Here is a 19,410-nt window from a genome sequence, read left to right as displayed (position 1 = left end):
ATCCTTGCAAAATTATCACTTGAGTAGTAAAGTGAAACTAAGGAAAGGGAGTGATGCACATATGCAAAGAAATACACGCGGATCATTAATTTGGCTGAGACTGACTCGATTCACCCATCAGAGCAATTTGCTCTCCAATGAATTTTTAAAGCCCTATGATTTAACGACAGCCCAGTTTGATGTACTCATGCAGATCTCAACATACGAGCCTTTGACACAAAGTGAGTTGGCTGAAAAGGTGACCGTGACGCAAGGGGGTATTTCGCGTATGCTCGCTCGCCTTGAAAAAGACGGACTCATTGAACGCAAACAGGATTGGAAGACTAAAACGATTTCATTAACAAATAAAGGCCGTAACAAATTAGAAAATGCCTTTGATGCTCAGCTTGCATTCCAGTCCTCTTTTTTCGATGAATGTTTATCGGAGGAAGAGAAAAAGACGTTATATACGCTCATGTCACGTGTGCATAAAAATAGTGAGCAGAAGAAATTGCCGGACCGGTAATTTTTTTACCAAATCACTTGATTAGTCAAATGAAAAAGGAGGAACATACTATGTATCCAATACCAGGCCATCACCACATTTCAATGATTACGAAAAACGCCAAGCAAAATAATCGTTTTTACCGCGACATACTTGGGTTGCGCCGGGTGAAGCTGACGGTGAATCAAGATGATCCGTCAATGTATCATTTATTTTACGGAGACAAAACAGGCAGTCCTGGAACGGAGTTATCCTTTTTTGAAATGCCGTTTGTCGGCAGCACGCACCGAGGTACGAACGCTATTACCCGAATCGGTTTGCTTGTTCCCTCTGAAGCGAGTTTAACTTTTTGGAAATCCCGTTTTGAAGAATTTGGCGTACAACATAGCGAGATCACAACATACGCCGGCCGACCTGCCCTGCACTTTGAAGACGCAGAAGGCTTGCGGATGGTGCTGGTACCGTCGTATGGACAAAAAATCGACCACTGGGAAACTTGGGAACAATCATCCGCTCCTGCTGAACATCAAATTCAAGGCATGGGTCCCGTTGAAATCACGGTGCGCCGGCTCGAGAAGATAGGACGTACGCTTACGGACATATTCGGCTATACCGAAGTATCGCGTTCGGAAGAAGAAGCTATTTACCAATCAATTAACGGTGAACTGTTCGGCGAAATCGTCGTGAAAGCCATGGATGGACCTGCCGAAAAACCAGGGCGTGGTAGCATTCATCATTTGGCAATTCGTGTACAAGATGAAGAAGCACTCGCCTACTACGATGAGCAAGTGCGCAAACGCGGCTTTCATTCTTCTGGCATTGTGGATCGGTTTTATTTCAAAAGCCTATACTTCCGCGAATCAAACGGCATTTTGTTTGAAATTGCTACGGACGGACCGGGGTTCACAATCGACGGGCCGATCGAAACGCTCGGTGAAAAACTGGATTTGCCGCCATTTTTAGAGGGACGCCGCCACGAAATCGAACAAAAACTACAACCCATTGAGGAGGAATAAGCATGGAACAATATCGTATCAATCCATCAAACGGAATGGAATTTGGACTATATTCTCTAGGCGATCACATTCCTAACCCGCTAACGGGCGACCGGGTGTCCGCCCAGCAGCGAATTCATGAGTTAATCGAGGCAGCAAAACTAGCCGAACAAGCAGGAATCGATGTGTTCGGTGTTGGCGAGAGCCATCAAACATACTTTACAACGCAAGCCCATACGGTCGTGCTAGGGGCTATCGCACAAGCGACAACTGACATTAAAATTACGAGCTCCGCAACCGTCTTAAGTGTGTCGGATCCCGTTCGTGTTTATGAGGATTTTGCCACCATCGACTTGATTTCAGGGGGACGAGCAGAAATCGTTGCTGGACGAGGCTCCCGTGTCGGTGCATACCACTTGCTCGGAGTAGATTTACAGGATTACGAGGAGATTTTCGAAGAGAAATTAGAGCTCCTTAAGAAGATTAATGAAGAGGAACGGGTAACATGGCATGGCGAATTCCGTCCTCCCCTTGAAAATGCCCAGATCCTGCCGCAGCCTGTGAACGGGACAATTCCCATCTGGCGCGCAGTCGGCGGACCGCCTGCCAGTGCCATTAAAGCCGGGTATATGGGGATTCCGATGATGCTGACGACTTTAGGTGGACCAGCCATCAATTTCAAACACTCTGTTGACTCCTACCGTGAGGCGGCAGAACAAAGCGGTTTTGATCCCGCAACATTGCCAATCGCCACAACAAGCTTGTTCTATGTCGCAGACACAACAAAAGAAGCGTTGCAAGGTATGTATCCACATATTAATGGTGGTTTCATTGCCATCCGCGGTGCAGGCTATCCAAAACAGCAATTCGCTCAAGCTCCTGATACACGTGACGCGTTAATGGTTGGAAGCACGCAGCAAATCATTGAAAAACTTTTGTATCAATATGAACTCTATGGCATGCAGCGTTTCATGGCGCAAATTGATTTTGGCGGCGTGCCATTCGATAAGATTATGAAAAACATAGAAATAATCGGAACAGAGATCATACCGGCGATTAAAAAATATACTGCCAAATAACGAGGGGGATTCAAATGAAAATTGTTGTTTTGGCTGGCTCTATTGTAGGCTCAAAAACAAGGACAGCCGCAGTAACGGCCGTCGAGATGCTTCAAAATAAATACCCGCAGCATGAGGTCACCTTACTTGATTTGGCCGACTATACAGTCGAGTTCAGTGACGGTCGTAATTACTTTGAGTACGACGGGGATACCAAATTGGTTGCTGAGACGGTTATGGGAGCTGATGCCATTATTCTCGGCACACCTACGTTCCAAGCTTCCATTCCCGCAACCCTAAAGAATATTTTCGACTTGCTGCCTGTCAATGCCTTCCGGGATAAAGTCGTAAGCATGATCGTCACAGCAGGCACATCAAAGCACTACTTGATGGTCGAGCAACAATTAAAACCGATTTTAGCCTATATGAAAGCGAACATCGTCCCCACCTATGTCTTTATTGAAGAAAAAGACTTCTTACGCAAAGAGATTATCAATGACGATGTCCTGTTCCGTTTGGAGCGGCTAGTGGAGGATACCGTATTGACTGTAGAAGCGTTCGAGGGTATCCGCAAGAAACAAGATGAAGAATATGATTTCTAAGCATTAAGGGAATTGATCGGAATGTTCTTCTGGTCAATTCCCTTTCTTTTGGATCGCACTTTATTCTGGATAATAAATTGTCATGCTTAATCGAACTACCCGGTCTCCAGAATTCCAATACGTATGAGGCCGATCTGCTTTGAATCGGATGGAATCTCCGTTTCTCAAGGCATACTCACAATCGTTCACCCGTATCGTCAACTCGCCATCAAAAACAGTGATAAATTCCTCCGTACCCGGCTTATGGGAGGCAGAACTCAATTCCCCTTCCACGTCAATTTCAACCGAATATATTTCAAAACGTCTGTCCTCTTGAAAGGGGAAAGCGGGATAGACTCTGTACTTCCCCTCGTCTTCAGTTAAGACTTGAATTTCATTTCGTGCAACGACCTTCGTGTCAGGCTGCGGGTTGTGAATGAGCGACGTAAAAGAGATTTTCAGCCCAGTGGCTATCTTCCAAATTGTTGTCAGCGTAGGGCTCGATTCCCCTCTCTCTATTTGTCCAATCATGGTTTTACTGACTCCACTTAACTCAGAGACCTTTTCCAAACTGAGCTTTTCCCTCTCCCTGATCGCCTTTAAATTTCTTGCAAGAATGCGTTGAATGTCTTCCATCAAACTCACTCCTCCTCTATTTACAATATAGCGTCTATTCTGTACAATAAAACGAATACGTTATAAAGATCATTATAGACGTTATACAAAACTAATTAAAGGGGGATTTTTGATGCCAGTTCTATCGTTTTTACTGTTTGTAGTGGTTACCAGTTTTACGCCGGGTCCTAATAATTTGATGGCCATGGCGTTTGCTAACAAGCATGGATTAAAAAAAACGACAACCTTTTGTGTCGGCGTCGGTTTAGGATTTTTTATCATTATCCTGTGTTGTTTACTGTTTAATCGTTTGCTGTTAAACCTCATGCCTGCGATCGAACTGCCATTATCCCTCTTTGGCGTAGGCTACATGTTATATTTAGCTTATAAAATCTTGACGAGCAAAGACGCAGGCAACGATAGCTACGGCAAGGAGCATACGCATTTTTTTCTAATCGGCGCGCTACTGCAATTTATTAATCCGAAAGCCATTCTATATGGTGTTGCGGTCGTATCTACATATATTCTTCCCTACTATTCGTCAATGAGCAGCTATCTCATGCTGTCTGCTTTTTTAGGTATCGTCGGCATTCTAAGCACATTTACATGGAGTTTACTTGGCTCCCTTTTGCAAACTGTCGTAAAGCAATATCAAAAACCGTTTAATCTCTTGATGGCAGTTTTATTGGTGTATAGTGCATTTACAATTCTCGTAAAATAAACAACTCATACCACGTGCTCACCTCTTCAAGGTTCATCTCTTCCCTACAAATACTGGAACTTCCTTCCCCCTCATTCGTACAATACGAAAAGAGATTATTTGGAAGAAGGCAGAGAATGAGAAAATACATCATACTTTTTCTTATCGGGGTGGCAGTAGCCCTCGCCATTACATTTGGAATCCGCTCAAACCAAATGCAGATAGAGTTTCTGTTGACAAATTCGTAGCTCAGCTGCGGGATGAAGCCGCTATCCGGATTGCTAAAATCCCTACTGAAAAGGAGTGAATTTTCCTGTGACAAAATTAGACGCAAATTCTCAATATATCCGGTCCGTCCGCTTGCGGCAGGAACAACTGCCTCATGGCACATTCCCCTTTACCCTCCCCTTTATACGGAACTTGAATGAACTGCAGTTTCATCCAAATATTACGTATATTATTGGGGAGAACGGGATGGGGAAATCCACCTTGTTGGAAGGGATCGCGGTTGCCTATGGTTTTAATCCAGAAGGCGGTACGTTGAATTTCAATTTCTCCAGCTTTGATTCGCACTCGCAACTCGATCAATACTTGCAACTAGTGAGAGGAATTGAGCGGCCGACTGATCATTTCTTCTTTCGTGCCGAAAGTTTTTATAACGTTGCCACTAATATTGAGGAATTGGATCGACAGTTAACCTCGGCTCCTCCAATTATCAATTCGTACGGAGGCGTGTCACTGCACGAGCAATCGCATGGAGAATCCTTTTTTGCCGTTTTTAGAGAACGGTTCAGTGGAAATGGCTTGTATATTTTGGACGAACCGGAAGCCGCGTTGTCACCCCTACGGCAAATCTCTTTACTGGCACGCATGAATGAACTTGTTTTAGAGGGGTCACAGTTCATCATTTCCACTCATTCACCCATTGTCATGGCGCACCCGCTTTCCAAAATACTTGAAATTACGGAAGACGGGATGCACGAAACGACGTTGGAGGAGACTGAACACTATTCGATTATGAAACAATTTTTTGATGACAAAGATCGTTTGCTCCATCATCTTTTTCAATAGGAATCAAGTTCGCAATAGAAAATCTGGACAACCTTCTATCTTAGGTTGTCCTTTTAATGGTTGTTAGCCCTGGGGGGCGTTTTTTATTGGAATGAGGTGTGTGACAAGTTAATTTGGATCGGAAAAATTGGCGAGTCGGTGGTAACATGGCGAGAAACGGTGGTAATCGTGTGAGAGGCGGTGGTAAGGGGGTGCAGGTCGGTGGTAAAGTACCTAGAGTCGGTGGTAACGCCATTCAACTCGGTGGTAAAGCGGTGGGTGCCCTTTTATTATTGTGAATCGATCGTATTTCGCTGCGAAAGCTGCCAGGTCGCTATCACGGGGTAAATGGGTTCTATCACCGGGTAAATCACTGCTATCACCGCCTGAAACAAGTCTATCACCGGCAAAATTGAATTGATCACCACTTGACTACAATTCATGCTTCCCGGCTTGACTATGAACAGAGGAATGCCCCACGTCGTCCATCACCGAGTTGGTGAGAGGCCATAGAAAACACCTGGAAGTCGATGCTCATTCCCCAAGAAGTTGAAACTTTTCATCGGAAGGCTTGTCTTTTCCCCACCTCTCCACGCTTAGACCGCAAAGCTCAGCTTGCTAGCACTTCGTGGAGGTTTCCTTATCCAATTCATCGTAGAAATCTGCCGAAACAAGGCGTTGCCATTTTAGCGTGAAGACGAGGGAGGCTTTGTGCAAGACCAGCATGAGTGTGCCGGCTAGCAGGCGGTCGTATTTCGGTTGGACGGGAAGCTGAAAGGAGTCGAGGAAGCCAGGACCGCATAGGTGGGCGACGAGTTGGAGTAGAAATGGATTATGGGCATTTTCGAGAAAGGCGGATGCCACAAATAGCAAGCAGGCGGGCATGATGGCCAGGCCGCTCCAAAACGCATACTTTTTCATTTTACATTCACAGAAGCGCATTAACGGATCAGGCGAAGCGAGCGGCCGCCACATGCCGAATGATAAGAGGAAGAGAAGAAGCAGATAGCTCTTTTGAAAAACGGGATAGGCAACAAGGATGGATAGGATGCTGGGAATATGGTACAGAAGAAAAAGGATGGAGAAGGTGGAGAGGAATGTTACGGAAGTGAAAGGGATGGAGGGCCACCACGCAGGCTTCGTTTTTATTATGAAATCATGCCACGGTTCCGGGATGCCCAGCATCAGCAAAGGCGACACGAAGAAGAACAGCACGCTCATCTGCACCATATGCAAGGTGAAGGAGATATGGTTGAGTGTTGCAAAGGGGCTTCCAAGCATGAGAAACAAAAGAAGGCATCCGAGAGAAAAGGAGATGGGCTGCATGCGCACCACTTCGTTTTTTCCAAATCGATGTAATAGAAAGCTGTATAAAACGGCAAGGCATGTAAGGATGATCAACCAGTGCCAGCGCCATGTCAGGTTTTCGAGGAGCAGCATGTCGAGCAGGCTCAAAAGCAGAATTCCCCCTTTCCTTTATGACTATCCTATTCTATGAGTGCAGCATTTATTTATTTGATAGCCCTAGGAGCGATAAAAAAGACACGCCTCCTAGGAGACGTGCCTATCTTTGATCATACCGTGCTGCTTTCGTGTTTACGCTCAGCCAATTGGCCGCCGTTCTTCAAATACAATTCAATGCCTTCTGCCGCCCGGTATGCGAGAGCACCGATTGTCGCGGTCGGATGGTGGCCGGCGAATTGAGGGAAAGCGGATCCGCCGACGACGAACAGGTTGTCGACATCCCACATTTGCAAGTAATTGTTCACCGCGGATGTTGCCGGGTCGGCTCCCATGATTACCCCTCCGGCATAGTGCCCGCCGTCATACACATGGTCGAACTCCTGCGGCACTTCATCCTCGTCAATAATGTCCGCGCCCATGGCCTCCATGATTTCCCGGCATTTTTCAATACCGAACTTGGCGATGTTTCGGTCTTGGTCCGTATACCGATTCGTGATTCGAAGCAACGGATCGCCGTGTTCATCTTTGTACGTCGGATCAAGGCTCGTATAATTATGCCACCACGACATGATGGCAGACGTGTACCATACGATCAGTGAGCGATTGGTATAGAAAATGGAGTTTTTCTTGAATTCCGGTCCCCATGTCGGTGTTCCCTTTGGCACATGGTTTCCTGCGATGGCGCCTTGTCCATATTGACGCATCTCAATGCCGCCGCCATTGATGAAATCTAGATTTGTATGATCGAAATTATCACCTGCGAAATCACCGAGTGTGCCGCCTAAAGCGCCTGCTCCCGCATAGTAGTTAAACTTTTGATTTTTAAAGTACCCTCTGGCCCCAAGGAACGTGATGCCAAACTGGCCGTTAAAATTCCGGCCGATGACTCCTTTTCTCGTGTTCGGATCATAGGGCTGGCCGATTCCTGACAGGAAGAGCAACCGGTTATTCGTAATGGAGAATGCTGCCAGCACGACGACATCCGCAGGCTGTTCAAACTCTTCACCCGTCATTGTATCTACATAGAGGACTCCTGTCGCCTTTCCTCCTTTATAGAGAACACGACGCACATTAGCGGATACCCTTGCCTCATAATTCCCTGTCTTCATGGCCGTTGGCAATACCGTGACAAGCGGGTCAGATTTGGCCCCGAAGTCACATCCATACTGCGTGCAAAATGAACAATACATACAAGCGTTCATCGCCTCGCCGTCCGGATTTGTATAAGATTGCGATAGATTGCCTGCAGGTACTTGATAAGGGTGATAGCCCAGCTTCTTTGCCGCTTCTTTAAACAACTTGATTGGAACAGATTCCTTCATAGGCGGATTTGGATAATCGCTTGAGCGTTCGGGTCCAAGCGGATCAGGTTCTCCGGAAATCCCCGCCGTCTTCTCCCACTTATCATAGTATTTATCCATTTGCTCATACGTGATGCCCCAATCCTGGATCGTCATGCCTTCCGGGATTTTATCCTTGCCGTACCTCTCAATCGTTTTTGTTCGAATTTCAAAATCGTACGGCTTCCAACGATACGTGGCACCTGCCCAGTGGACACTTCCGCCACCAAGATCGGTCCCCGCCATGAATTCATGGCGTGTCCGCACTGGCAATGCGACTTCGTCAAGATAATTCCGGGATGTAATCGTTTCAGACGAGAGATTCTGCATCATTTCATAACGATTCGTATAACGAAGTTCATCTTTCACGCCGATATAGTCTTCACGAACTTGATTCTTTCCGCGCTCCAGTCCAACCACCTTATAGCCTGCCTTCGACAATTCCGCCGCAATGACACCGCCTGCCCAGCCAGTTCCCACGACAACTACATCTACTTTTTTCAACTTTGTTACCATATCAAATACCTCCCCTTAATGTCCTTGATAATTCCGTAAGCTTTGCTGGTCCAACACGATGAACTCTTCTGCGTCGACCTGAGCGGCATAACTTGCCCGAGGCCCTGGATATTCCTTCATCTTCCATCCCATCATGTCTTTGTTCCCGCCGTATACCGGATCGCAATAAGCGCCCTCCAACGTGCACGAACGGAGCAGGTTAAAGAAGTTTTGCGAGCCCACACCCGAAAGCTCGTACGCTCCGGCTTCAAACTTCTTTAACACATCATCCTGCTGATCCGGATTCGCCTCCACGAATCGGGTCCCGAACTCCTCCTGGGCGACCCGGTCCATTTCCCGGAGTCCGAGAATGAAAATTTCTGACCTTGTCATTTTTGTCTGATACCGCGGGGAAGGCACTGGGACTTGCGTATCCGCATTCGGCCCCTGGCTGTCCTGGTCTTTGTTTTGGTTATGATTGCCTGTATGTTTCATATTCAAGACAAACGGACCTTTCATATATTCCTTCGCATTGCTGCCCCAGTCCGTATTCAACTGCTTGTCAATAAAGTACGGAACCCCCAGCTCAATAGCCCCCGGTCCCAGCTCGTCCTTCGGCAAAATGCGCTCGGTTGCCGCCGAAAGGATATCGAAGTCCTCGACACGGCTAAAAAATACCCGGGCTTCCTGAAGGCCGCCACTACTCTCCATGGCGGGTGCCACTTCCGGCTTCTGCTGCAGCTGATTCGTCAACAATCCACCGATCAGGCCGCCCCCGACAAGCCCCCCTGCCACAAGCCCTGTATTCTTAATAAATGTACGCCGGCTCATCCCTTTATTGCCGTTTGTCTCTGTTGGTTTCTCTGACACTGCATGACTCCTCCTTATTTGACTGCATACTTTCTATCCATGCTTTCCAAAACCATCCAATCGTATTCATATAGTTGAAGGAGTAAGAGAAAAGAAGAACCGCCTGAATGGAGGTGACGGTAAATGAAGTAAGGCTTTAGTAGAGATAGTTGGGATTCGAGTAGTTGGTGTGTGCTACAGGGAGAAGGATTCATAATATTTCTCCGACAGAGTGCCAGAGATAAGTCAGGGGATGTTAAACAGCTGGGTGAGGTTGGTACCAAGGGGTTCATATACAAATTTCTTTCCACACAGTTTGCGATCATGGGTTTCAACGTACTTTTGCAGAGTGGGATGTTTTATAAGCCCGAAAGTAGGTTGGGAGTTTCCAACCTTCACATGTCGTGTTGTTACAGCTGCCCGCTGCTATATGTATATACAAAAAAGACCAGGTGCGCCAACACCCAGTCATTTGCAACTAACACCCGCATGAAGTGCGGTTTATTGCTAAGAGTAACCACCCTGCCCATCTGCAACAAATGGTGGTTGCTTATTGCTACAGCGGCTGTCGCAGTATGGAAAGCCGATCTGCAGAACTTATTATCCCTCAAGAGATGGCACTCATGTCCACATCCATTTCCAAATCTCTTTCGGTGTCGCATTTTTACCATACATCAAAATACCGATTTTAAAGATTTTCCCCGCTGCTTTCATTGCTAACCAAATAGATAGCAGTAGTACGGCGATGGAGATCATAATTTCCACCCAAGGCCATTGTTCCAGCTGAGCCAGTCGGAATAGCAATACACTGGGTGCCGTAATTGGAACAAAGGTCAGCACTTTGGCGATTAGCCCATTTGGATCGCTAAGAAGTGGTCCTGCAAAGACAAACGGCAAGAATGGAAGCATCATAACGATTCCTTGGAAATTGCTTGTCGCTGTCATATCTTCAACCGTAGCCCCGATGCTGACAAAGATGGCTGCGAAGAGAAGGTAACCCGTCAAAGCAATAAACAATAACACGAGCAGTTGCGGAACCAATAGGTATTCCAATAATGGAAAATCGATTTTCCACAACGCAATCGGAATTAAAAAGAGCAGCCAGACTGTCACTTGCGTAATTCCCAGGACAAAGTAACCGATAATTTTCCCTTGCATGAGTTCAGTTGTCGTAACCGAGGAGAGGACGATTTCTGCAACCTTCTCTTTCTTCTCTTGTGATGCTGACGTGAAAATCATCATGCCTGTCATGACGATTGAAAAGAGGACGATCCCGGCTACCACTCCTGGAATCAAATGCTTCATCCTGTCGGCTTCTCCCACTGCAGCCGCCGCTTCCTCTCCGGACGAAACAGCTTCCACTTGAATTCCCTTTTCCACAATAGTCAATTGTTGATCGGTCAGTCCCGATTGATTTAACTGTTGTTGACGGAGCGGCTCGACCAGTATGCCTGTTTCGTTTAAGAAACGGTCGTGAATGTCTTTGCTCGTATATACACGAATCTTTCCGTTCTCCAGCCCTTCTTCTGTTAATGCAATATAGGCTGTATGATCATGTTCCTTAACAAGCTTTGGAAATTCAGACTCGCTTGCCTCTGTCCTTTGAACATCCCAGTTCGCTTCGTTTTCAGTCGCTGCTTGTACGACTTGTTTATAAACACCGATTTCATCCAGCACATGTACAGTAATCTTCTCATTCGACTCTTTATTAAAAAAGGAAGGGACAAATGCAAACAGCATAAAGATAATCGGTGTGCTAATTAATGAAATCAAGAAGGATTTGTTTTTTAAATTCCGCCTGATTTCCCAACGGGCCACTTTCCAACTATTACGCATGTACTTCCTCTCCCTTCTCAATTACCAGCTGCGAGTGGTTGCCTGTCGCGACATCAATGAAAATCTCGTGCAATGAAATCCGATCGATCGACAGCTCTTGAATATTCAGGTGATCGGGAAGCGAGCGCAGCCATGCAGCCGGTTTGATATCTTGTTCGAGATATAAAATCGTAGCCTCGTCTCGGGTTTCGACTCGTTGCACCTGAGGGATTGATTCCAAAATAGGAAGGGCATTTGTCCCTTTGATTGTGCATTTAAAATTAGCATACTGATTTTTCACATCTTCCAGCGTGCCATAAATGACTTTCTTGCCTCGATTGATCATAAACAAACGGTCACATACTTGTTCCACCATGTTCATCTGGTGCGAAGACAACAATATGGCTGTACCATTGTTGGCCAAGTTCTGAATTTCCGTCTTAAATACTTCTTGACTAACCGGGTCCAAACCGGAAAATGGCTCATCCAAAATTAGCAATTCGGGTTCATGTATGATGGAACCGATAAATTGCACTTTTTGCCCCATTCCTTTGGAGAGCTCTTCAACCGAGACATTCCCCTTTCCTTCCAGACCTAGTCTTTTCAAGTAGTCAAGCGCCCGTTGCTTAGCTTTCTTTAGCGGATAATCCTTCAGCTCCGCTAAATATAAAATCATATCCATTACTTTCACGTTTTTATACAAGCCTCGTTCCTCCGGCAAGTATCCGATTTTATGGCGGGGAATATCACCTGGCTGGCAGCCATGAAAATGAACTGTTCCTTCATCTGGATACATGATCCCCATTATATTTCGGATGGTTGTCGACTTTCCGGCTCCATTCGGCCCTAAAACCGCCATAATCTCCCCTTTTTTCACCTCAAAGGAGATATCTTCGATCACCTTTCTATTCTTAAATGATTTACCTAAGCCTGTCACTGTTAAAACAGTTTCCACTTTGAACCCCTCCCCTTCTCTTTGTATATTCATTAACCCCTTCGCAGTCTGCTTAATTTATAGCTACATCCGATGTAAGGCATCCCCGTGAAAATTAATACCAAGGAGGACAGGTAGCTCAATATTCCGGAAGCATTTCCCATCCCTTTAGGCACCCAGCCGTAATTACTCAGCATAGCGACCATGGATAGCAAAAGTGTAATCACCAAAGTCGGCAACGCAATGATCCCCATATATCTCTTTTGCGTCTCGTATTTATCAATAGTGGTCAGTTGATCCGTATGAATGGGAGTCGTTCCCGCCGGCGCACTAAAAATATGAATTTCCTTACCAACTGAACAAACATGTGTCCAGCCAGACATCTCAAAGAATGTAAAGTACTCCTCATCCGCCCTCTTTTGATAATCCAGCGAGTACTCGATATCTTGCGGTTTTCCACTCCGTAACACATATCCAAGACAATGCATCTTTTCCAGCAGCCACCCCTCACTAGCAAGCTCCCGTAATCGTTCCATATCGCTATGTTCTGTAAATGCCAAGCCGCCGCTAAAAATATATTTAGTTTTTGTCATTTACAATTCACCCGCACTCTTCAAAATTTCCTCAGCATGTTGCACCATATCCCGTCTGCGCTCCACTTCCTGTTTTAGCAGCTCAATCCCTTTTCCCGTTGCCCGATAGGTTTTCTTCTTTTTATCCCCCAGTTCTGTAATTTCGATTAAGTCGGCGGCCTGCAGCTTCTGAATCGTGGAATACAGAGATGCCGGTCCAATGGAGAATTGGCCCTTTGTCATCTCTTCCACCGCCTGCATTACGACATATCCATGATTCTCTTGCACAAAGCACAAGAGAATGTAATAAGCCGTATCCGTAAGCTCTCCCATCTCTAATGAACGATTTCTAGCCATATTTTCCTCCTGCTCACATATATCACTTAACGATATATCAATAAATGAAATATATCATTAAGTGATATATGTGTCAATCTAATAAATGATATTCCCTTTGGGCTAGTTGTAGACGATGGCTACATAGACTACGTCCATCGTTTTGATAAATAATTTTCTAGACTGGAAATAAAAAGGGGAAGAAAAAACATTACGTAAATGTTTTTTCTTCCCCTGATTTTATCGGTCCCACTTAGTGTCTAACTTTAACCGAGCATTGCAAGTTCATTGTGATAAAATGATTTAATTCCACCAATACTTCATTTCTTTACATGAATGGTGAAGGAATTAATTTGCGGGACGGATACCGCTATTAATTTGTGTGATGTGGACATATCTTCGTAAAATCATATGTACATAATAAACAATCTTATCCTTATTAAGATAATACAATTCCCTTGAAAAGTGGTTGGTTTAAATCATGCTTAAGTGGATGGTTCTCGGAAACGTTTTATATTTTAAAATTATAACGTATAGAATAAAAAATTTATTTATAAAAAGGAGTAAGGCATGAAGGTAGCTCTTATAGTTGCAGCCATTTTTGTATTCATTGTTTTAGCTATCGGACTAATTGTGACCATATCCGTAGCTAACTCTATGAATAGAGATTACAACGGGGGAAAAAGTTTTTCCAGTCTACTATGGGTTTATGTTTTAACAATTCCATTTATTATTATAGTGACTTTTATAGCGATAGCTATATTTTATTAACAACGGAGGACGGTTCGTGAACAGTGAAAAATCATTTTTTTCATGTCCCAAGAGCCGTCTAAAAAGTTCTTATTATGCTTATTGGATCCCCTTGAAACCCTTTGACCAGGCACTCGTTCCCTGAAATATGTACCACAGCAACTCAATTCTAGGGAATAATGTAGATACTTTTCAAACATTAAACCCCATAACTTCTTAGCGCTTTGACAAACCTTGAAATTCCTTCTTGTATTGAAGCTCCGTTACCTTTGCCATAAGTAAATCGGGCGTACCCACTTTTTGAGCCCATTATTCTCCCAGGTACAAATGAAACACCATTTCTCATGGATTCTTCAAGTAGCTTATATTCATCAATTTCGTCAGTTATTTTACACCATAAATGAATTCCGCCTTGTGGCACTAAATATGTAACCTCATTAGATAAGCTGTCCAATGCTAAAATTAACGCATTCCTACGCTCCCTCAATTGAATCCGTAAATTTGAAACATGTTTTTCAAATTGGGGGGAATTTAGAAATTGATTCGCTATCCATTGAGGAAAAACACTATGGCCAAAGTCGATTTGCTGTCTGCCATCCGACAAACGCTTGATCACCTTTTCGGGACCAATAATCCAGCCAATGCGTAGTCCTGATGCAACAACTTTAGATAACGAACTAATATATAAAACATTTTCATTACCGTCCATTGACTTTAACGTAGGTCCAATGCATCCGTCGAAAGATGTCAAATTATAAGGATCATCCTCTATTATGGGAATACCGTACTTTGAGGATAATTCCAATATTCTCTTTCGGCGTTCCAGAGACATTTTTGTGCCCGTAGGATTTTGATAATCAGGATTTAAAAAGAGCATGCGAATTCGATATTTTCTTTGTAAAGTTTCAATATCATCAGGATTTACGCCATATTGATCAACTGGTAGTAATAGAGTTCTAACACCAAATGATTGAAAGATCGGTAAAGAAAATGCATAGGATGGGTCTTCAATCGCTACAGTATCCCCTGGTTTTAACAAGCATTGAACGATGAGGTGGATTGCTTGCTGAGCACCCGATGTAATCAATACGGAATCCGGCTCAACATCCATATTTTTATATGTTTTTACATGCTTACAAATGGTCTCCCGTAATCCTTCATCGCCTAAAGGATGATCGTAACCTAAGTGCTCATCAAACGCATGCTCCTTAAAAATCCTAGCGAATTGGACATTAGGTAGTAAATCTGCCGCAAGTTCCCCGCTTGATAGGTTAATCATTCCTTTTTGATCCGTTTCATTACGAAGTTTCTGTACTAACGGAAGATTTGGAAGAAATGAGCCATCCTCTACATATCTCCCCCAATTGGGGACCCTTTTTTGAGTTAGTCCCCATATATCCGTATTTATATAAGTGCCGCTTCCTTTTTTTCTGACAATTAATCCGATCGCCTCTAGCTCATCATAAGCAGTCACAACTGTACTCCTATTTATCTGTAACTTTTTTGCTAACTCACGTTCAGATGGCAATGGCTGGTCTTGAGATAAATCTCCCGATATAATCCCATTCTCTATTTGTTCTACAAGTTGCCTATACATAGGTTTTTTTATTGAACGGTCCAGCATAAATTGCAATATACTCCACCCTTTATTTATAAGTTTTCAATTATTTTCAAAACGATATAATTAAGGCTATTATATCACCTCCTAGACATCCGCTTTGTTTAAACCTTCGTGAAAACTATTCTTACTTTAGATTCTTGCCCTCAACTCGTATACTTCCTCTATTTATGCGATAATAATAGAACTAACGTTTCATCGTATAAAGAAAAGAGGGCCTATTGTGAAGCCAGTTATTTTATCGGAAAAACCGTCCCAAGCCAAAGCATATGCAGACGCTTTTTCCACACGTCGACACGAAGGTTACTTAGAAATTAACCCATGCCCAACCTTTCCAGAAGGCGCCTATATTACGTGGGGTGTCGGCCACCTCGTCGAACTGAAAGAGCCGCATGCATATAATCCATCCTGGAAGCGTTGGTCGCTCGGTAGCCTGCCAATCTTGCCAGACCGTTATGAGTTTCAAGTGGCGAAAGGGAAGTTCAAGCAGTTTCAAGTGGTGAAGAAATTAATTCGCGGGACAGATACCGTTATTAATGCTTGTGACGTGGATCGGGAAGGTTCGAATATTTTCTATAGCATTTACAACCAGACGGGCGCCCGCAATCAGAGGATTTTGCGTCTCTGGATTAATTCGCTGGAGGTCGACGAAGTCCGCAAAGGGTTTGCGAATCTTCGGGACAATCGCAAGGACTTGATGATGTATGAGGAGGCGAAAGCCCGGCAGATCAGCGACTGGCTTGTCGGGATGAACGGCTCCCGGCTGTATACGTTGCTCTTAAAGGCTAAAGGAGTGCAGGAAGTTTTTCCGATTGGCCGGGTGCAATCGCCGACAGTTTATCTGATTTATCAACGCGAAAGGGAGATCGAGACGTTTGTGTCGGAGCCGTTTTTCGAGGTGGAAGCAGAGTTTCGGGCGGAGCATGGCACGTATAAAGGCAAGGCGAAAGTGAAAGAGCCGAAGCGGGAAATTGTACAGGAATTGCTCGCGAAGCATGGCATCCGGCCGGATTCACCCGGCACTATCATGTCCGTCACTCATGCGGATAAACGGACGCCGCCACCGCAGCTCCACTCGCTTTCCACCTTGCAGGCGACGGCAAATCGCAGGTGGAAGACGAGCCCTGCGAATGTCTTGAAAATCATGCAGGGGCTATACGAGAAAAAGCTCGTCACCTACCCCCGTACTGATACCCGGCATATTACGCCGAATGAATTTGCTTATTTGAAAGATCAGGTCGGGGCCTATCAACAACTCATTAACGAGCCGTTTCAGGTCGCTTCCCTTTCGCCAAGTAAGCGTTATGTGGACAGCTCTAAAGTTCAGGAGCACTACGCGATCATCCCGACGAAAAAGGTGCCGACGCAGGCCGTCCTTGGCCGCTTGTCGCCGCTCGAGCGGAATTTATACGAAGAAATTGTGCGGACCACGCTCGCCATGTTCCACCGTGATTATCTCTATACAGAAACGAAAGTGACAACCGATGTGAACGGTCTGCCTTTCTTCACAACCGGGAAGACCGAGCGTGACATCGGCTGGAAGTCTTTATTCAAAAGCTCGAAAGATGACAAGGAAGAACCTGCTTTGCCGCCACTTCGACAGGGGGAACCCGTGTCGAGTAAAATTGGCATCAAAGAAGGCAAGACGATGCCGCCGAAGCCGTACACGGAAGGCCAGCTCATTACGATGATGAAAACATGTGGGAAGCTCGTCGAAGATAAGGAAGAAACCGATATTCTGAAAGAAATTGAGGGGCTCGGGACCGAAGCGACTCGAAGCAGCATTATCGAGACGATAAAAAAGCACGGCTATATTTCCGTGACGAAGAATATTGTCTCTTTGACGGCTAAAGGACGAGTCCTTTGCCAAGCAATTGAAGGCAACTTGTTGGCGAGCCCTTCGATGACCGCCAAATGGGAAGCGTATTTGCGAAAAATCGGGAATGGCGAAGGAACGAGCCAGCATTTTCTCGATAATATTGCGAAGTTCATTGCCAAATTATTAGTGGAAGTGCCAAGGCAATTGGAGGCGAAGCCAATAGATGCAACAGCAGTGCCTCCCCGCCCATCCAAATCCCGCGGCTCCTATCAAACGGTTGAAGTGGCGCCGTGTCCAGCCTGCAAAACCGGCATGATTTTAGCTCGTAAAGGCTTCTATGGCTGCAGCAACTATAAAAATGGCTGCAAACAAACTTTTCCGGGCCTTTATTTAAAGAAAAAGCTGACGCCCGCTCAAGTGAAACTGCTCTGTACTAAAGGAAAAACAAACGTAATCAAAGGTTTCACCGCCAACAATGGCAATCAATTCAATGCTAGTCTTTCGCTTGAAAACGGTAAATTGAATTTAGTGTTTCAATAAATCTGCAATTAAAAACGACGGAGCACCTGGTATAGGGCTCCGTCGTTTTTGTTTTTATTCTATTTCTGCTTCGCTGTCTGGCTCAGTAGCAACATCCGCCTCAACTGGTTTCTTTGAAAAGAGCGTGTGCAAAATCAACCCTGCAATAAACCCGATGAGTGCTGGCACGAGCCAAGCAAATCCATTTTCACTGAACGGCAATCTGCCGACCGCTTCACTGATGAAAGGGATGTGAATATGATGGGCTGTGATCGTTTCAAACGTACTCACGCAAATCGTAAACAGGATAGCTCCTCGGTAGCCCCCGGCATTGGGGATGAATTTATTGAAGACACCTAAGAACACTAACACGATCGCGACAGGGTACAGCACTGTGAAAATCGGCATCGCATAGTCCACAATTTTACCGACTCCCATGGAGCCAACTGCGATTCCAACTACACTGATAATGAATACCCATACCCGATAACTGATTTTTTCTTTCGATAATTTATGCAAGAAGTCTGCAATCACGGCCATCACGCCGATCGTAGATGTTAAACATGCCAGCGCAACGGCAATGGCTAATGCTATTGAACCGAAGTTTCCAAGCAAGTGCTGAACAATTTCTGAAACAAGCGCCGTGCTCTCAATATCGGAAGGAAACACCGAGCTGCCGCTCGCTCCGATAAACAACAAGCCGCCATATACGATCAACAGCCCGATTCCTGCGATGACCGTCCCCGTCAATGCGACTTTACGGACTTGTCTTCCTCGATATCCATAACCGATAATTGCCGCAATAAAGATCGGCGCACATAAAATACCTGTTACGACATCACCTGTTTGGTAGGCGCTGATAAAGGCATCTGAAAAAGGAGCCTTGGAACCCGTGTCAATCGGCGTTCCGATTGGCGAGAAAATCCCTTTTCCGACGATGAATAATAAGATGATCACCAAAAGCGGTGTAAGGATTTTCCCTATTTTATCAATGACGTTCGACTTGTCCATCGCAAAGTAAAAACTGATGGCGAAGAACAAGACAATCGTAACAATTTGAGGTACTTGAGGAAATAAAATGCCCACTCCTAGTTCATGCGTAGTCGCCGCCATTCTAGGAATCGTGACAAACATTCCGATGCCGACCATCAGAGCCAGATTAAATACAGCATAAAACCAAGGACTGATTGGTCTAGTCAGCTCTTCAAATTTCCCGTTTGCGTTTAAGATTGCAATGACCGCAAGTAATGGCAGGACGATGCCCGTAATACAAAATCCGATTAACGCCGGAATCCAATCCGTCCCTGTCATATTACCAATGCTCGGCGGAAATATGAGATTCCCTGCGCCAAAGTAAAGCGCAAACAAGGCAAAGCCTAAAATGATGCTATGTCGAATCGTTTGTCCCATTCTGTT

18 protein-coding genes are annotated in these 19,410 nt (G+C 45.1%); 8 read left to right on the top strand and 10 right to left on the bottom strand.

All coding sequences use genetic code 11. The features are described 5' to 3' along the window. Positions 1–61: 61 nt before the first annotated feature. From ACSW3C_RS14285 to ACSW3C_RS14270, 4 genes are read left to right on the top strand one after another with little or no spacing between them, the layout of a single operon-like run. Positions 62–505: a MarR family winged helix-turn-helix transcriptional regulator gene (locus ACSW3C_RS14285; RefSeq protein ID WP_248512508.1), complete on the top strand. Its 444-nt coding sequence runs from the start codon at positions 62–64 to the stop codon at positions 503–505. Positions 506–555: 50 nt separating this feature from the next. After that, on the top strand, positions 556–1,500 hold the full coding sequence (locus ACSW3C_RS14280) for a ring-cleaving dioxygenase (RefSeq protein ID WP_486563461.1): 945 nt from the start codon (positions 556–558) through the stop codon (positions 1,498–1,500). Between the two features lie 2 nt (positions 1,501–1,502). Next, on the top strand, positions 1,503–2,558 hold the full coding sequence (locus tag ACSW3C_RS14275; protein ID WP_486563459.1) for an LLM class flavin-dependent oxidoreductase: 1,056 nt from the start codon (positions 1,503–1,505) through the stop codon (positions 2,556–2,558). A 14-nt stretch (positions 2,559–2,572) separates the two neighbouring features. Continuing rightward, positions 2,573–3,139, top strand: coding sequence for an NADPH-dependent FMN reductase (locus ACSW3C_RS14270; RefSeq protein ID WP_486563457.1), 567 nt, complete (start codon positions 2,573–2,575; stop codon positions 3,137–3,139). A gap of 60 nt (positions 3,140–3,199) precedes the next feature. On the opposite strand, the gene ACSW3C_RS14265 is transcribed toward ACSW3C_RS14270, so the two are convergent. Further along, positions 3,200–3,811 carry a helix-turn-helix domain-containing protein gene (locus tag ACSW3C_RS14265; RefSeq protein WP_486563657.1) on the bottom strand — a complete coding sequence of 204 codons (612 nt, stop codon included), beginning with the start codon at positions 3,809–3,811 and terminating at the stop codon, positions 3,200–3,202. A gap of 55 nt (positions 3,812–3,866) precedes the next feature. Between ACSW3C_RS14265 and ACSW3C_RS14260 the strand changes: the two genes are divergently transcribed. The 3 genes from ACSW3C_RS14260 to ACSW3C_RS14250 all read left to right on the top strand — a co-directional run bounded on the left by ACSW3C_RS14260 (position 3,867) and on the right by ACSW3C_RS14250 (position 5,782). Next, entirely contained in the window at positions 3,867–4,454 is a 588-nt protein-coding gene (locus ACSW3C_RS14260; RefSeq protein WP_486563455.1) for a LysE family transporter, read from the top strand. A gap of 294 nt (positions 4,455–4,748) precedes the next feature. Next, positions 4,749–5,504 carry an AAA family ATPase gene (locus ACSW3C_RS14255; RefSeq protein ID WP_486563453.1) on the top strand — a complete coding sequence of 252 codons (756 nt, stop codon included), beginning with the start codon at positions 4,749–4,751 and terminating at the stop codon, positions 5,502–5,504. Positions 5,505–5,650: 146 nt separating this feature from the next. Continuing rightward, complete coding sequence (locus tag ACSW3C_RS14250) at positions 5,651–5,782, top strand: hypothetical protein (protein WP_486563451.1); 132 nt, start codon at positions 5,651–5,653, stop codon at positions 5,780–5,782. 319 nt (positions 5,783–6,101) lie between these two features. On the opposite strand, the gene ACSW3C_RS14245 is transcribed toward ACSW3C_RS14250, so the two are convergent. From ACSW3C_RS14245 to pdxR, 8 genes are all read right to left on the bottom strand, one after another. Next, positions 6,102–6,938 carry a cytochrome c oxidase assembly protein gene (locus tag ACSW3C_RS14245; protein ID WP_486563449.1) on the bottom strand — a complete coding sequence of 279 codons (837 nt, stop codon included), beginning with the start codon at positions 6,936–6,938 and terminating at the stop codon, positions 6,102–6,104. 119 nt (positions 6,939–7,057) lie between these two features. Then, positions 7,058–8,803: a GMC family oxidoreductase gene (locus ACSW3C_RS14240; RefSeq protein WP_486563447.1), complete on the bottom strand. Its 1,746-nt coding sequence runs from the start codon at positions 8,801–8,803 to the stop codon at positions 7,058–7,060. Positions 8,804–8,818: 15 nt separating this feature from the next. Beyond that, on the bottom strand, positions 8,819–9,652 hold the full coding sequence (locus ACSW3C_RS14235) for a gluconate 2-dehydrogenase subunit 3 family protein (protein ID WP_486563445.1): 834 nt from the start codon (positions 9,650–9,652) through the stop codon (positions 8,819–8,821). A 600-nt stretch (positions 9,653–10,252) separates the two neighbouring features. After that, positions 10,253–11,467, bottom strand: a complete 1,215-nt coding sequence (locus ACSW3C_RS14230; protein ID WP_486563443.1) for an ABC transporter permease — start codon at positions 11,465–11,467, stop codon at positions 10,253–10,255. Further along, positions 11,460–12,401, bottom strand: a complete 942-nt coding sequence (locus ACSW3C_RS14225; RefSeq protein WP_486563441.1) for an ABC transporter ATP-binding protein — start codon at positions 12,399–12,401, stop codon at positions 11,460–11,462. Before ACSW3C_RS14225 ends, ACSW3C_RS14230 begins: the two co-directional genes overlap by 8 nt. A gap of 32 nt (positions 12,402–12,433) precedes the next feature. Further along, positions 12,434–12,973 carry a DUF2812 domain-containing protein gene (locus ACSW3C_RS14220; protein WP_486563439.1) on the bottom strand — a complete coding sequence of 180 codons (540 nt, stop codon included), beginning with the start codon at positions 12,971–12,973 and terminating at the stop codon, positions 12,434–12,436. After that, on the bottom strand, positions 12,974–13,309 hold the full coding sequence (locus ACSW3C_RS14215; protein ID WP_486563437.1) for a PadR family transcriptional regulator: 336 nt from the start codon (positions 13,307–13,309) through the stop codon (positions 12,974–12,976). Between the two features lie 928 nt (positions 13,310–14,237). Continuing rightward, positions 14,238–15,671, bottom strand: coding sequence for a MocR-like pyridoxine biosynthesis transcription factor PdxR (gene pdxR / locus ACSW3C_RS14210; RefSeq protein WP_486563435.1), 1,434 nt, complete (start codon positions 15,669–15,671; stop codon positions 14,238–14,240). A 208-nt stretch (positions 15,672–15,879) separates the two neighbouring features. On the opposite strand from pdxR, the gene ACSW3C_RS14205 reads away from it, so the two are divergent. Continuing rightward, positions 15,880–18,015, top strand: a complete 2,136-nt coding sequence (locus tag ACSW3C_RS14205) for a type IA DNA topoisomerase (RefSeq protein WP_486563433.1) — start codon at positions 15,880–15,882, stop codon at positions 18,013–18,015. 54 nt (positions 18,016–18,069) lie between these two features. Here the strand turns inward: ACSW3C_RS14205 and brnQ are convergent, their stop codons facing one another. After that, complete coding sequence (gene brnQ, locus ACSW3C_RS14200; RefSeq protein ID WP_486563431.1) at positions 18,070–19,404, bottom strand: branched-chain amino acid transport system II carrier protein; 1,335 nt, start codon at positions 19,402–19,404, stop codon at positions 18,070–18,072. Positions 19,405–19,410 lie beyond the last annotated feature (6 nt).

Source organism: Sporosarcina sp. AD_1 (assembly GCF_057373025.1).
This window is presented reverse-complemented; position numbering and strand designations above follow the sequence as displayed.